The organism is Paenibacillus gyeongsangnamensis, assembly GCF_027533625.1.
GTDB lineage: Bacteria > Bacillota > Bacilli > Paenibacillales > NBRC-103111 > Paenibacillus_G > Paenibacillus_G gyeongsangnamensis.
Genome location: NZ_JAQAGZ010000003.1, coordinates 277293 through 290791 on the forward strand (window position 1 = coordinate 277293; position 13499 = coordinate 290791).

Sequence of the window (13499 nt, forward strand, 5' to 3'; positions counted from 1 at the left end):
TTCGGATGAGAGCCTGTTTGTTTTCTATATTACGGCCTGCCGATCGGCTTACGCCTGGCAATCGTAAGGGTTCGCCTGTTGGTCTTGGCGGTAATCCGACGGGGAGCGGCCGAACCATTTTTTGAACTGCTTCGAGAAGTAGAGCGGATCGGCGAAGCCGACGGACGAGGCGACCTGCTCGATCGTGAGCGGTTCCTGAAGGAGGAGCTTGGCGCGCTCCATGCGGATTTTGAGCAAAAAATGCATCGGCGACATGCCGGTGTGCTGCTTGAACATTTTGGATAAATGGGTACGGTGGTAGCCGAGGCTCTGGGCCATCTGTTCGATGGAGATCGGCTGATAGTATTGGAGCGTCAGCCAGCGGATCGCCTGCTCCACCTGCTGCTGGATCACGGAAGCGTCCTCTTGGGGGAGGGCTTCGACGAACCGGTCCTTGGCATATTCCGCGAAAATAAGACGCAGGTAGCTCTCCGATTCCAAATCGGAGCCCGCGCCGCCCGTCTGAAGGGAACGCTCGGCGAGATGGAACAAGGTGCGCAGCCTGCGCGGATGCTTGGAATCGGTCACCGGATGGTTCGGCGATAACCCGAGGGCGCTCAAGTACTCGTCCGCCCGCGCGCCCTTGAACCCGATCCAGCGGTAAGCCCAGGGAGACTTTTCGTCGGAAGCGTAGCTGACGAGCTCGCCGGGGAAAATGACGAAGCTGTTGCCGGGCCCCAGCCGATAGTCCTTGGCCATGCAGCGGAACGACCCTTTTCCGGACGTCACATAGTGAATCAAATGATAGTCGAGCACCTGCGGCCCCACTTTGTGCAGGGGTTTTGTTTGCGCGTGTCCGCTGAACAGTACGGCAAGCTCCCCCCGGCCCGGAATTGGGTTGAAGGCGACGGAATGGACCGCTTGAGACATATGGTGTACCTCCGAAGGTTCTGATATGATGGTACTAGCTATGATTTTGTAAGTATCTTATTAGGGAAGGGAAGTCTCCTATGTCTTGGAAACCGTTTATCCGCGAGAACGGCGTGCAAATGTCCTGGGCAGTGGCGCTCATCGCTACACTGGGCAGTCTGTATTTCTCGGAAATTCTGCATTACTTGCCCTGCAAGCTGTGCTGGTATCAGCGCATCCTGATGTACCCACTCGTGATTATACTGGCCATCGCCGCCATTCGCAAGGAACGTCAAATCTACCATTACGTCCTGCCAATGAGCATATGGGGAGCGGGCATCTCGCTTTATCACTATTTGATGGAGAAGACCGACCTGTTCAAAAGCGCAGGGGCCGCCTGCGGACCCGTTCCGTGCGATGTGGACTATATCAATTGGCTCGGTTTTATTACGATTCCTTTCCTCGCGCTGACGGCATTCGTCGTGATTACAGTGCTGCAAGCCTTCTGCTGGGCGGCGGATCGGAAATAAAAGAAACTACATTCGTCCATATACAAATGGGTTGTATCCATATGCATTTCCAGCCGTTAGGAGTATATTCAAGACAAGGAAAGCCATTACATATCCTAACCGCTGGGAGGCTGTGGATTCATGTCTAAAATTACTTTTCTGGGTGCAGGAAGTACCGTGTTTGCGAAGAACGTGCTTGGCGATACGATGATGACGCCGGCGCTGCAGGAGTTCGAGCTCGCTTTGTTCGATATCGACCTGGAGCGGCTGAAGGACTCCGAGAACATGCTGAACAACCTGAAGGCGTCGCTGGGCAGCGGCTGTAAAGTGAAAGCGTATACGGACCGCAAGGAAGCGCTTCGCGGCGCCAAATTCGTGGTGAATGCGATTCAGGTGGGCGGTTATGATCCTTGTACGATCACGGACTTTGAAATTCCGAAAAAGTACGGCTTGCGGCAAACGATTGCCGATACGCTCGGCATCGGGGGCATTTTCCGGAACCTCCGCACGATTCCGGTGATGCTCGATTTCGCGAACGATATTCAAGAGGTGTGTCCGGATGCCTGGTTCCTGAACTATACGAACCCGATGGCGGTATTGACCAATGCGATGATCACCTACGGCGGCGTCAAGACGGTGGGTCTGTGCCACAGCGTGCAGGGGTGCATGCCGCATCTGTTCAAATCCCTCGGCATGGAGACGGCCGGAGTTCAGACAAAAATCGCGGGCATTAACCACATGGCGTGGCTGCTGGAAGTGACCAAGGACGGCGAGGACCTTTATCCGGAGATCAAGCGCCGGGCGAAGGAGAAGCAGAAGGAAATCCACAAGGATATGGTCCGTTATGAAATGATGTTCCGTTTCGGCTATTACGTGACGGAGTCCTCGGAGCATAATGCGGAATATTTGCCCTATTTCATCAAGCGCAATTATCCAGAGCTGATCGAACGGTTCAACATTCCGCTCGACGAATATCCAAGACGCTGCATTCGCCAAATCGAGAAATGGAAAACGATGCGCGAGGAGCTTGTTAACAACAAGAGCCTGGAGCACAAGCGAAGCAGCGAGTATGCCTCGTTCATCTTCGAGGCAATGGAGACGAACAAGCCGTTCAAGATCGGCGGCAATGTCATGAACACCGGCCTGATCACGAACCTTCCGAAGGAAGCCTGCGTGGAGGTGCCGTGCCTGGTGGACGCAAGCGGCGTAACGCCGACTTATGTAGGCGACCTGCCTCCGCAGCTCGCCGCGCTGAACCGCACGAACATCAACACGCAGCTGCTGACGCTGGAAGCGGCGATTACCCGGAAGAAGGAGCACATTTACCACGCGGCGCTGCTGGACCCGCACACATCCGCCGAGCTGTCGATCGACGATATTGTCGCGCTCTGCGACGACTTGATCGAGGCGCACGGCGACTGGCTGCCGAAATTCAATTAAAACATCTGATGAAACGGCCTTTCGAGGCCGTTTTTTCGTTTTATGTGCCGATACTCTGATAAGCGGATCATCAGCCTTCCGTCATTGCCAGATCATGTGGCGCTTGGTAAAATATACACGAACATCAATTCGCTTGCGCGCTTCCGGCTTGCTCATACCGAAGGAGAGTTGCCATGAAGAAGAATACCTCAGCCGTCATCGTCGCCGCCGCTATGGCTCTGCTATCTCTGTCCGCCTGCTCCAAAGAGCAGCAGCCCATGCAGTCCGGACAAGCTTCCGCGCCTGCGCCTGCGGCATCGGTTACGGCTCCGTCTCCCGCTCCGTCCGAGCAGCCGCCGGCTGCAGCGGTGAGCGCACCCGAGCCGCCGGCCGCTCCTCCGAAAGCGGCGAAAGAGAAGCCGAAGGCCCCGTCCGAATCGGCAGCGGCAACGGTCTACAGCCAGGGTCAGCCGGAGGCGAACGGACAAGCCGCCGTCGCTCCCAAGAATCCGGCCGGCTCCGCCGTGACGAAAGCGGCTCCGCCGCCGGCGCAGGGCCAGGGTGACCGCAAAGAGCTGTCTTGGTACTACATGAAGCAGTCGAAGGGGAAGGTTCCGAACTTCCCGCCGGAAACGAAAAAATTCACTCCCGATATGAAGGCGCTCTGGGTCGGCACGGGCAAGAAGGTATATCTGACCATCGATACGGGAGGTCCGCTCGGTGATACGAAGACGCTGATCAAATCGCTGAAGGACAACGGTGTGAAAGCGAATTTCTTCATCGCGGGCTACAATGTCAAGAAAGATCCCGATTTCGTGAGGCAGCTGGTCGCCGACGGACATTTGGTCGCCAATCATACGATGACGCATACCGACATGAACCTCCAAACGGACGAGCAAATCCGGGGGGAGATCGAGGATTACGCGAAGCTGTATAAGGATGTAACAGGTCAAGAGATGCAGCCTTATTTCCGCTTTCCGTACGGCCGCTACAATACTCATATCTTGAAGCTGGTATCCGATATGGGTTATACCTCCGTCTTCTGGTCGACGGCGATGAGAGACTGGGAGCCGCGCAAGAACGGCGCAGAGGATCCGTATAACGATATTATGAATAATCTGCATGACGGCAATATCATTCTGATGCACCAGGGCTCGCCGGAAAATATCGAGGCGCTCGACAGGATCATCAAAGCGGTCAAGAAGGCCGGATATGAGTTTGCATTGCTAAGCGATATCGAGCCGCCGAAATAAGACAGGCTTGCAATCGCCGAACGATCTGTTAAGATGAAATGATGCGTAAACGGCGGAGTTCCACTGTTCCCTTTTTTCTACTGCATTCATAAATTATAGGTAGCACCGATCGTTTCAACCATACCAAAGATAAAGGAAGCGAATAGAACGTGCAGCAAGCGATAGCCATACTGGATTCCGGGGTCGGAGGACTGACGGTCGCCAAAGAAGTCATGCGGCAGCTGCCGCAGGAGAAGATCATTTATTTCGGCGATACGGCGCGGACGCCTTACGGACCGCGGTCGGCCGAGGAAGTCATCCGGTTCACACATCAGATCGTAGATTATCTTCTCCAATTCCAGCCCAAGATGATCGTCATCGCCTGCAATACCGCTACGGCTGTTGCGATGGAGGAAATACGGTCCCGATTATCCGTGCCGGTCGTCGGCGTCATACATCCCGGCGCGCGCGCTGCCATCAAAACGACCCGCAACCACGTTGTCGGCGTCATCGGTACGGAAGGCACCATTTACAGCCGGGCCTACGAAGTCGCGCTCCGGCAAATCTCGCCGCAAATTCAAGTGATGAGCCTGGCTTGCCCCCGTTTCGTGCCGCTGGTGGAGAGGGGCATGTTCCGGTCGGATCATACCCGGCATGTGGTGGCGTCGTCGCTTGAGCCGCTGCGGCAGGTGCCGATGGATTGCCTGATTCTGGGCTGCACGCATTATCCTTACTTATCCGATATTATCGGAGATGTCATGGGGCCGGGGGTCACCTTGATCAGCTCCGCGGATGAGACGGCGCGGGAAATCAGCACGATTCTATATCATAAAGGCATGCTCGCAACGAGCTCGAACTATCCGGTGCACCAATTTTTTTGCAGCGGAGATCCTTGGATGTTCAAGCAGATCGCGCAATCGTGGCTGGGCGAGCAGATCAAGGTAACGCCTGTCGTTTGGCAGGTGCCGAATATAATATAGCCGCCCGGCATAGACATTAGCGAACCTGACTTTCTTCGGTTGATAAGAATTTATAAGTTTTCGAAGGCTTATAGCTTCACATCAACCTTGATAAACGCGCTGGTCCTTGTAAGACAAGGACCAGCGCGTTTATCCTGGTCAGAGCTGTGATGTCTAGGAGGAGTGCGGCATGACGTTTACCTACATGGTACAGCCCGGCGATACGCTGCACCGGATTGCGCGGCGATATGGCATGAACGTAAAGGCCATTTACAGCGCCAATCCGCAGCTGCAGGAGCCGGGCTACGTATACCCCGGTCAGCAGATCTTTTTGCCCGTTCTGCCGGTAAACCGTTATTTCATTCAAGCCGGAGATACGTTCGCCGAGTTGGCCCGCCGCTTCAACATCGACCCTATGGATTTACAGGCAGCCAATCCGGAAGCGGATCCGCGCCGGCTCCGGATCGGACAACCTGTTGTACTGCCGATCAGCCGCGGTCTTTCCATCGGGAGTCCGCTTCGTCCTTACGGATACGAGGAGCTTCAGGAGGACCTGGCTTCCCTCGGACGGACGTATCCTTTCCTCGAAACGGATTCCATCGGAGAGAGCGTGCAAGGACGAGTGATTCCGGTTGTTCGACTGGGTACTGGAGTGCGGGAGGTTCATTATAATGCTTCTTTTCATGCTAACGAATGGATTACAAGCCTGCTGTTGATGAAGTTCCTGGAGGAGCTCGCCGGCACATTCGCTTCCGGAGGAGAGATGAGGGAGAGACCGGTGAGGCCGCTGCTGGAAGCTTGCTCCCTATGGATTGTCCCCATGGTGAATCCGGACGGTGTGGAGCTTGTCCAGCAGGGCATCAGTCCCGCACATCCGCTGTATGCGAGTTTGCTCGAATGGAATCACGGTTCCTTTGATTTTTCCAGCTGGAAGGCGAATGCTCGCGGCGTAGACTTGAATGATCAGTTCCCGGCCGGTTGGGAGCTGGAGCGGGCCCGGCGGGCGGTGAAAGGTCCCGGTCCGCGGGACTACGGAGGTACGCACCCGTTGTCGGAGCCGGAGTCGGCGGCGATGGCCGCATTTACGCGCAGCCGGGACTTCCGCCTCGTTATGGCGCTTCATACGCAGGGACGCGAGGTGTATTGGAATTACCGCGGCTTCGAGCCGGAGGAGTCTGAAATTATCGCAGGGCAATTGGCGAAGGTCAGCGGCTATCGTGCAGTCGAGCTGACGGACAGCGACGCGGGGTACAAGGATTGGTTCATCGAGACGTTCCGCCGGCCGGGCTTCACCATCGAGGCGGGCTTCGGGGTCAATCCGCTGCCGCTGGACCAATTCCGGTCCATGTACGAGGACGTATCCGTCCTGCTGCTGGAGGGGCTGCAAGCGGCTTGTACTTGACCCGTGAAGAAAGGAACGGCTTATTCGGAGGCATGGCGTCCGAATAAGCCGTTTTTTGTTTTTATCCCCGTTCGGAATCGGTTAATAAATCGTGTATACTGAAAGGAAGGAAGGCTCCGATCCTGGAGCCAAAGACGGAAGGAGAGACTTTCCATGTGGACTAAATGGCTGTCGCTTCGCCGCTGGGGGCATGTATTCCGCCGGATCATCCCTTTACTGCGCTCTCCGCGGGTACCGCTGCACGAGAAGCTGCTGTTCGCGATCCCCGCGCTCGTCTACTGGGTGATACCGGATGTCATGCCGTTCATACCCATCGACGACATCGCCGTCACGCTGCTGCTGATGAACTGGTTTACGGCAAGAGCGGAGCGGAAATTCGGCGTATAACCGGGCGGTCGGCGGATCGCGATTAACATAAATGGAATAAACCAAGAGCGCCTTCCTAAGGAAAGGTGCTCTTGGCTGTTTTTATTAAGAAAGGCTAAATGGACAAAACGGACGGTTTATTTTACGGCTGCAGCGGATCGGAATGCTCCTGATCATATTCTTCGGCGGGCATACGGATCCATTTTTGCAAATACCCCTGCTCGTAGAGCGCTTTGATCAGAATGATGAGCACCGGGGACAAGATCAGTCCTGCTACCCCGAAGATCGAGAGAGAGATGATCATGAAGGACAGCATCGTGAAGGCTGAGACGCCCAGCGAATCGCCGGTAATCTTGGGCTCCATGATCTGTCTGACGCCGATGACGACGACCAACACGACGGACAGCCAGATGCCCAGCGTGGTCTGTCCGACCACAAGCAAGTATATGATCCATGGGATGAAGAGCGTCGATACGCCGAGAAGCGGAAGCACGTCGAACGCCGCGGACAGCAGGGCGATGGAGAAGGCGTTCTTCACATTCAGGATCAGCAGCGACAGGAAGATCACGGCAAAGGTTAAGCTAATGAGCTTTGCCTGTGCTTTGATGTACATGACGATGCCCTTGAGCACGTTCTCCCGGAGAAATTGGAACGCTTTCTTGAACGTCTTCGGCGTTTTCGTCTCCGCGATTTTCTTCCACGATTCAATTTCGATGCTTAAGAAGTAGGCAAGGATCAGTCCGATCACGAAATTGACGACGAAGGTGGAGACGGAGGTAATGGCCGCGAAGGTGGACGTCAAGAAGCTGCGCATGATCTGTGTCGCTTTGGTGGCGATCTCCGTCGTGTACTGCTTCGCCTGGTCCAATATATCGACAGGCAGATGATTCTGCAGCTGGTCCGTATGTTTTAGAATCTCCCGTTCAAGGATAACCGCATAATCGGGCAGCTTGTCCTTCAGGCTGAGGATCTGTGACGTGAAGACGACACTGATGCCCGTAATTGCCCCCAGGATCAAGAGAATGAACAAAAGGGTTGCCAGTGCGGAAGCAATCGATTTCTTCATGCCTCTGCGGTGAAAGAATCGGGCCAGCGGCTCCAGCAGCATGTAGATGATGAATGCGAGAAAGATCGGCGTGGCGATCCGGTATAAATAGCTGAAGAGCAGCATGAACAAGTAAACGGTCAGCACGAGCAGGGCGATATCGAAGACCGTCTTGTAATACTTGCGGTAAAAAGAAAGCATATCTCACCTCGAGTGACGGGTTTAGCGGGTTAATACCATTTGGCGGCCCACAGCTTCATTGCTTTGATCATTTGGTGCAAATCATCGCCTTTGGGGGTCAGCTTGTACTCTACGGTAACCGGCACCGTAGGGTATGCGGTGCGCTCAAGCACGCCGTTCTCCTCCAGGTGGCGAAGCGTATCGGTCAACGATTTGGGACTGACGCTGGAGATGGTGCGCTGCAGCTCACCGAACCGTTTGGTTCCGTTGAACAGCTCGCGAATCACAAGAAAAGACCATTTGCCGCCGATGACGTCCAGCGCTTTCTCAATGGAGCACTCGATGTGGCTTGGCTGTTTGGGTACGTAATTGTTCGTTTCCTGCAGTTTCGTTTGTTCGCTTTCCAGCATAGACATAACCGGTCATCCTTTCGTATGCAATATTGGGATAGGGCAAGAAACGGAGTCTTGCCAAGAAGAAAGTTACTTCTAGGTAAGTATATATAATTTTTAGCATAATATCAAAAAAAGTAGCGAACCCCTGCCTTCGTCTCCCGATAGCTCATCCGTTCGCCCCGAGAAGCGGCTTCTGTTCCCTGACGAACGAAAGAAACGGCGCTGCAGCGGGCCCGAGCGGTCCTTCAGCCAGCGTGCAAATGCGGATCGGATGGGAGAACCTCACATCTGCCACATCCACCCGGGCCACTTCGCCGCGCATCAAATAGTCCACCGCCTCGAGAGTGGACATCAGGGCTGCGCCATAGCCCGCCGCGACGGCACGGATCGTTTCATTCATGCCGTTGAATTCCAGTCCGACCCGGGGAGGCGCCATCCCTTTCGTGCGGCAGTACGCAAACAGCATTTCCCGGGCGGAGCTGCCCTGCTCCCTCATGACAAAAGGGATGGTAAGCATCCGGTCCATCGTGACCGTAGCGCCCGCGAAGGGATGGCCGGCGGGGACGATGAAGAGGAACGGGTCCTCGAACAGCACCTCCTGCGCGATCTCCGAAGGCAGCGGCGATCCGCCGCCGATGAAGGCGATGTCCGCTTCATGGCGGAGGAGCCGTTCGACGGCTTCGGCGGACCCCGCCGTATCCAGGACAAGCTCCAGCGCCGGATGCCGCGTCTTGAATTCGGCCATCCAGCGGGGGAGCAGCCGTCCGGCGGGGAGGGAGGTGGCCGTAAGCCGCAAGCGTCCGGCCGTCCCCGTACGGTAATCCGCCATGGCCTGCTCCATCCGGGCTTCCAATGAGAACAAACGCTCCGCATAAGCCTGCAGCACGTCTCCGGCGGCGCTCAAGCGGATCCCGCGTCCCTGCGTCTCGAATAGGGGAAGTCCGAGCTCTTTCTCCAGATTGCGGATTTGGGCCGTCACAGCCGGCTGGCTGATCAGCAGCTCCTCTGCGGCGCGCGTGACGCTGCCGGCCTGCGCGACAGTATAAAACAGCCTTAACGCATGCAAATTCATAAAGCTCCCCCTCCGTTCAAATAGATGAATCATCAATAAAATTTATGATATAGAATATATAATATATTAGATTTATGGACGATTTCCTCCTATTCTATATTCATCAGGCATTGGAATACAAGAAGGGCGGGAGACAAAAATGAAATTCAGGTGTGTGGATTGCGGGACCAAGTGGACAGAAAAGGAGATTGTCAATCCGTTCCTCTGCCGGTGCGGCGGACTTCTGGATGTAATGCAGGATCTTGAGGCGCTGGACGGGGAGCGGCTAAGGGAGCTGTTCCAAGCCCGGCTCAGCGAGCGGATAACGCCGTACGCCAGCGGGGTATGGCGCTATAAGGAGCTGATCGCTCCGGAACTGCCGCTGGAGGCGCTGGTGACCCGATTCGAGGGCAATACGGCATTATTCCGGGCGGCTTCTGGGCTGGAGCAATCGGTCGGGGTACGGAAGCTCTGGTTCAAGGCGCAGAGCGGCAATCCGAGCGGATCGTTCAAGGACAACGGGATGACGGCCGCGGTATCGTACGGCAAGGCGATGGGGTATACGAGGTTTACCTGCTTCCACCGGCAATACGGCATCCTCCCTGGCGATGTATGCGGCGGCAGCCGGCGGCGTGGCGCACGTTTTTTTGCCCGGTCGTTCGGTAGCGCCGAATAAGGTACTGCAGACGCTTGCGTACGGCGGGATCGTTCATCCCATCAAAGGAACCTACGACGACGGCGTCCGTTTCAGTGAGGAGCATGCGGAAGCGCTCGGCCTCTTCGTCTGCAATTCGATCAATCCGTTCCGTATCGAGGGTCAGAAGAGCATTCTCTTCGAGCTGGCCCATTCGCTGAATTGGCAGCTTCCGGATTGGATCGTGGTGCCGGGCGGGGCGCTGAGTCATGCAACAGCCATTGGCAAAGCCGTTCATGAGCTGCACGCGATTGGCTTGATCGGGACGAAGCCACGCATTGCCGTCGTCCAAGCGGAGGGAGCGGCACCCTTCTACCGAATGGTATCGAATTCGCAGGATCGTCTTGTCCCGGAGCCGAAACCGGACACGAAGGCTACGGCGCTGAATATCGGGAATCCGCCGAGCTGGCGCAAGGCGCTGAGCTATGCCGTTCAGGGAACCGGAGGCGTCGTGCTGCAGGTGACCGATGAGGAAATCATGGAGGCCAAACGGACGATCGACCGGGCGGGCGTCGGGTGCGAGCCGGCGTCGGCGGCCGGTCTCGCCGGTTTGAAGCAGCTGGCAAGCCGGGGGCTTGCAGGCCGCAGCGACACCGCGGTTTGTGTGCTGACCGGGCATCTTCTGAAGGATTCCGATATGCTCGAAGCGCTGTACGGAAAGGAGCTTCGCCGGGGGCCGCTTCCGCTTACCCTGGATGCGGTCTGCCGCGCCTTGGCCTGATGAAATGGCAAGATCAGTTGCTTTCCTTGCGGGGTTTCTATACAATGGAGAAAACCTCATAATGGGAGATGTCATCAATGAAGTGCAAAATTTCGCGCAATGCGGCGAAAGTCATTTTGGCCGAGATGGAACAGGAAGAAAACAAAGAACTCAAGCTCCGCGTGTTCGTCACGCATAAGCACGGGGATCACGCTCACTACGGCATGAACCTGGATACGCCTACCGAGAACGACGAAGTCGTTTCCACCGATAACGGCATCGACGTCATTCTTCAGAAGGACGAGCCTCTCTTGGACGGCATTCGTATCGACTATTTCTACGTACCGGAAGAGGGCTTCGCGGTCACGAATCCGAGCAAAGGCAATCACGGCGACCACTAAACCCGCCGCCTCCGCTTTTAGAAAGGAAAGACCCGAAATGCCTAACGATATTCGCATTTGCGACAAATGCAAGTATATGAGAATGAAGACGGCGCTGCCCAAGCTCCAGAAGCTGGCTCCGGATGCGGAGATCAAGGTAGGCTGCAAATCGTACTGCGGTCCCTGCTCCAGGTTCGCTTTCATCTATGTGAACGGCCGATACGTGACCGGGGTGACGGAAGACGAAGCGATCCAGAAAGCGAGCAAATATATTAAATAATGAAATTGCCGGAAAGAGCCCGACGGACGATGAGCCGTTCGGGTTCTTTTCGTTCAAAGCTCCGCACTGGCGAAAGAGCTTTTTTGTCGTTTTTTGGCTATTTCTTCTATTCAAAGCGCGTATTATGCGGTATACTGTAAAACTACGTATCTATTTACCAGAGGTTAATAAAGGAGTATGCCCCTTGTTTGCAGCTATAAAAGAGAACGGTACGGCCCGGCTCTCCCGGTTCGTACAGGAATATCACCCTATCGTGCACGTTCTGTTGATCGGCACGGTGCTCGCCCGCGCGGCATCCTCCATGAGCATGCCTTTCCTGGCGATTTACTTGTCACGCGACCCGGCGCTAAGTCCTCTGCTCATCGGTGCGATCGTCGGACTGGGCTCGCTTGCGGGCACGGCAGGCGGTTTTGTCGGAGGCGCCTTGTCCGACCGGCTGGGCCGAAAGCGCATCTTGCTGATCGCGCTGTTTGGCTGGGTTGTCGTCTTCGGCGGATTTGCCATCGCTAAAGCCCCGATACTATTCATGCTGCTCAATATGCTGAACGGCTTATGCCGCTCGCTTTATGAGCCGGTATCCCAGGCGCTGATGGCCGACGTGACGGAGAAGTCAAAGCGGCTGAAAGTATTCTCGCTGCGCTATATCGCCATTAACGTAGGCGTGGCGGTCGGCCCGCTCGTCGGGGCCTACTTCGGCACGATGCAGGCTTCGCTTCCTTTTATGATTACGTCGGGCATCTATTTGTTCTATATGATTGTGCTTTATGTACTGCTTCAGTGGTTCGGAATTCGCCGAATTGAAGGCGAGCAGCGCAGCGGCATCACCGTCCGGGCGGCTTGTGGCGTCATCGTGAAGGACAAAGTATTCCGTTTCTACACGGCAGGCGCGATCGTCGGCGCCGTAGGCTATTCGCAAATGACCGTTTCTCTATCGCAATATGTGGAGAAAAGCGTGACGGAAGGCGCAGCGCTGTTTGCTCTTCTTATGAGTCTGAATGCCGTAACCGTCGTAATTTTGCAGGTGCCTTTGTCTCGGCTGTTCGAGAAATTTGGTCCGATGACGGCGATTGCTGTCGGAAGCTGCATGTTTGCCGCGGGGGATGTAGGGTACGCGCTGTCGAGCGGCTGGACCTCGTTTATGATCTCGATGTTCCTCTTCACCATCGGCGAGATCTTAACTTATCCCGCCGGCAATGTGCTGATCGATCGTTTGGCTCCGGAAGGGATGCGGGGCACCTATTTCGGGGCGCAGTCGTTTTCCAGCATAGGACATTTCGCCGGGCCGCTCATCGGAGGTTACATGTTGGCCCGTTGGAGTGGCGAGACGCTGTTCTCTTTGATGGCTGCGGTCACGCTTTCCGGTACTTATTTTTACTGGAAAGGCCAAGAAATGACAAAAATAGTCCACAAGACCCATAAAAATAGTGAAAAATGATCGTTTCGTATCATTCCTTAGGTGGGACTAATCTTTTATTCTGAACATATACCAATTACACAAAAAGACATTTTTCGATCGCACTCGATAAGGGCAAAACAAGCGAAAGTTTGTGACGCAAAGCTAAAGGGGCTAAGACGCGGGAGCGTCATGCCAGCCAGTTCGTCGAAGGTACGGTGATGCGCTGACCAATATGCGGACTCCCGGACCGTTGAAAGGGAGTCTTTTTGGGTTTTAAAGGAGGAGCCTCGGTTGAAATCCGGAGAGGGATGGAGCCTGATGATAAGAAAAGGGTTTTATACGAAAGTCGGGAAAGATTTCGTAGGCGTTTATTTGTCGGCGGAAGGGCCGAAGCTGTTCATCAATCGCGATGTGTATGAGCTTCAGTCTTCTTGCTGGGATGTCGAAATGGTGATGGGCCGGCAAAATCACATTGTCAATTTCTATTGGAAAGGCGAGGTCAAGCTTTCCGTTAGGTGCGATGCCTCGCATGACGTCTTCATGCCTTTATACGATTATTTGAGCTGCCGCTCCGGCGCGAACCAGGCTCATTTGGCTTGAGTA

Annotated in this window: 16 protein-coding genes and 1 riboswitch; of the genes, 12 read left to right on the forward strand and 4 right to left on the reverse strand. The window is 55.3% G+C overall.

Going from position 1 to position 13499, the window contains the following annotated elements:
• Nucleotides 1-48: 48 nt before the first annotated feature.
• Entirely contained in the window at nucleotides 49-909 is an 861-nt protein-coding gene (locus tag O9H85_RS06170) for an AraC family transcriptional regulator (RefSeq protein ID WP_269880407.1), read from the reverse strand.
• 80 nt (nucleotides 910-989) lie between these two features.
• On the opposite strand from O9H85_RS06170, the gene O9H85_RS06175 reads away from it, so the two are divergent.
• From O9H85_RS06175 to O9H85_RS06200, 6 genes are all read left to right on the forward strand, one after another.
• Nucleotides 990-1418, forward strand: coding sequence for a disulfide oxidoreductase (locus tag O9H85_RS06175; protein WP_269880408.1), 429 nt, complete (start codon nucleotides 990-992; stop codon nucleotides 1416-1418).
• A 120-nt stretch (nucleotides 1419-1538) separates the two neighbouring features.
• Nucleotides 1539-2837 carry an alpha-glucosidase/alpha-galactosidase gene (gene melA, locus O9H85_RS06180; RefSeq protein ID WP_269880409.1) on the forward strand — a complete coding sequence of 433 codons (1299 nt, stop codon included), beginning with the start codon at nucleotides 1539-1541 and terminating at the stop codon, nucleotides 2835-2837.
• Between the two features lie 173 nt (nucleotides 2838-3010).
• Nucleotides 3011-4069: a delta-lactam-biosynthetic de-N-acetylase gene (locus tag O9H85_RS06185; RefSeq protein ID WP_269880410.1), complete on the forward strand. Its 1059-nt coding sequence runs from the start codon at nucleotides 3011-3013 to the stop codon at nucleotides 4067-4069.
• A 149-nt stretch (nucleotides 4070-4218) separates the two neighbouring features.
• A complete protein-coding gene (gene racE, locus O9H85_RS06190; protein ID WP_269880411.1) occupies nucleotides 4219-5028 on the forward strand; it encodes a glutamate racemase in 810 nt (269 codons plus the stop codon).
• Nucleotides 5029-5197: 169 nt separating this feature from the next.
• Nucleotides 5198-6409 carry a M14 family metallopeptidase gene (locus O9H85_RS06195; RefSeq protein ID WP_269880412.1) on the forward strand — a complete coding sequence of 404 codons (1212 nt, stop codon included), beginning with the start codon at nucleotides 5198-5200 and terminating at the stop codon, nucleotides 6407-6409.
• A gap of 153 nt (nucleotides 6410-6562) precedes the next feature.
• On the forward strand, nucleotides 6563-6796 hold the full coding sequence (locus O9H85_RS06200) for a YkvA family protein (protein WP_269880413.1): 234 nt from the start codon (nucleotides 6563-6565) through the stop codon (nucleotides 6794-6796).
• Nucleotides 6797-6917: 121 nt separating this feature from the next.
• Here the strand turns inward: O9H85_RS06200 and O9H85_RS06205 are convergent, their stop codons facing one another.
• From O9H85_RS06205 to O9H85_RS06215, 3 genes are all read right to left on the reverse strand, one after another.
• Nucleotides 6918-8021 (reverse strand): AI-2E family transporter, encoded by a 1104-nt coding sequence (locus tag O9H85_RS06205; RefSeq protein ID WP_269880414.1) that lies wholly within the window; start codon nucleotides 8019-8021, stop codon nucleotides 6918-6920.
• Between the two features lie 29 nt (nucleotides 8022-8050).
• The gene (locus O9H85_RS06210; protein WP_269880415.1) at nucleotides 8051-8416 is read right to left on the reverse strand and encodes a winged helix-turn-helix transcriptional regulator; all 366 of its coding nucleotides are present in this window, start codon (nucleotides 8414-8416) and stop codon (nucleotides 8051-8053) included.
• Nucleotides 8417-8561: 145 nt separating this feature from the next.
• On the reverse strand, nucleotides 8562-9467 hold the full coding sequence (locus tag O9H85_RS06215; RefSeq protein WP_269880416.1) for a LysR family transcriptional regulator: 906 nt from the start codon (nucleotides 9465-9467) through the stop codon (nucleotides 8562-8564).
• A 139-nt stretch (nucleotides 9468-9606) separates the two neighbouring features.
• On the opposite strand from O9H85_RS06215, the gene O9H85_RS06220 reads away from it, so the two are divergent.
• From O9H85_RS06220 to O9H85_RS06245, 6 genes are all read left to right on the forward strand, one after another.
• The gene (locus O9H85_RS06220; protein WP_269880417.1) at nucleotides 9607-10122 is read left to right on the forward strand and encodes a threonine synthase; all 516 of its coding nucleotides are present in this window, start codon (nucleotides 9607-9609) and stop codon (nucleotides 10120-10122) included.
• On the forward strand, nucleotides 10079-10861 hold the full coding sequence (locus tag O9H85_RS06225) for a pyridoxal-phosphate dependent enzyme (protein WP_269880418.1): 783 nt from the start codon (nucleotides 10079-10081) through the stop codon (nucleotides 10859-10861). Before O9H85_RS06220 ends, O9H85_RS06225 begins: the two co-directional genes overlap by 44 nt.
• Nucleotides 10862-10938: 77 nt before the next feature.
• The gene (locus O9H85_RS06230) at nucleotides 10939-11241 is read left to right on the forward strand and encodes a HesB/IscA family protein (protein WP_269880419.1); all 303 of its coding nucleotides are present in this window, start codon (nucleotides 10939-10941) and stop codon (nucleotides 11239-11241) included.
• Between the two features lie 37 nt (nucleotides 11242-11278).
• On the forward strand, nucleotides 11279-11500 hold the full coding sequence (locus O9H85_RS06235) for a YuzB family protein (RefSeq protein ID WP_269880420.1): 222 nt from the start codon (nucleotides 11279-11281) through the stop codon (nucleotides 11498-11500).
• A 184-nt stretch (nucleotides 11501-11684) separates the two neighbouring features.
• Nucleotides 11685-12935 carry an MDR family MFS transporter gene (locus O9H85_RS06240; RefSeq protein WP_269880421.1) on the forward strand — a complete coding sequence of 417 codons (1251 nt, stop codon included), beginning with the start codon at nucleotides 11685-11687 and terminating at the stop codon, nucleotides 12933-12935.
• A gap of 82 nt (nucleotides 12936-13017) precedes the next feature.
• A riboswitch (cyclic di-GMP riboswitch) is annotated at nucleotides 13018-13105 on the forward strand.
• 82 nt (nucleotides 13106-13187) lie between these two features.
• The gene (locus tag O9H85_RS06245) at nucleotides 13188-13496 is read left to right on the forward strand and encodes a hypothetical protein (protein WP_269880422.1); all 309 of its coding nucleotides are present in this window, start codon (nucleotides 13188-13190) and stop codon (nucleotides 13494-13496) included.
• Nucleotides 13497-13499 lie beyond the last annotated feature (3 nt).

Excerpts from the sequence above, each read along its gene's own strand:
- O9H85_RS06170 (WP_269880407.1), bottom strand. The coding sequence starts at position 909 with ATGTCTCAAGCGGTCCATTCCGTCGCCTTCAACCCAATTCCGGGCCGG.
- O9H85_RS06175 (WP_269880408.1), top strand. The coding sequence starts at position 990 with ATGTCTTGGAAACCGTTTATCCGCGAGAACGGCGTGCAAATGTCCTGG.
- melA (WP_269880409.1), top strand. The coding sequence starts at position 1,539 with ATGTCTAAAATTACTTTTCTGGGTGCAGGAAGTACCGTGTTTGCGAAG.
- O9H85_RS06185 (WP_269880410.1), top strand. The coding sequence starts at position 3,011 with ATGAAGAAGAATACCTCAGCCGTCATCGTCGCCGCCGCTATGGCTCTG.
- O9H85_RS06195 (WP_269880412.1), top strand. The coding sequence starts at position 5,198 with ATGACGTTTACCTACATGGTACAGCCCGGCGATACGCTGCACCGGATT.
- O9H85_RS06200 (WP_269880413.1), top strand. The coding sequence starts at position 6,563 with ATGTGGACTAAATGGCTGTCGCTTCGCCGCTGGGGGCATGTATTCCGC.
- O9H85_RS06205 (WP_269880414.1), bottom strand. The coding sequence starts at position 8,021 with ATGCTTTCTTTTTACCGCAAGTATTACAAGACGGTCTTCGATATCGCC.
- O9H85_RS06210 (WP_269880415.1), bottom strand. The coding sequence starts at position 8,416 with ATGTCTATGCTGGAAAGCGAACAAACGAAACTGCAGGAAACGAACAAT.
- O9H85_RS06215 (WP_269880416.1), bottom strand. The coding sequence starts at position 9,467 with ATGAATTTGCATGCGTTAAGGCTGTTTTATACTGTCGCGCAGGCCGGC.
- O9H85_RS06220 (WP_269880417.1), top strand. The coding sequence starts at position 9,607 with ATGAAATTCAGGTGTGTGGATTGCGGGACCAAGTGGACAGAAAAGGAG.
- O9H85_RS06230 (WP_269880419.1), top strand. The coding sequence starts at position 10,939 with ATGAAGTGCAAAATTTCGCGCAATGCGGCGAAAGTCATTTTGGCCGAG.
- O9H85_RS06235 (WP_269880420.1), top strand. The coding sequence starts at position 11,279 with ATGCCTAACGATATTCGCATTTGCGACAAATGCAAGTATATGAGAATG.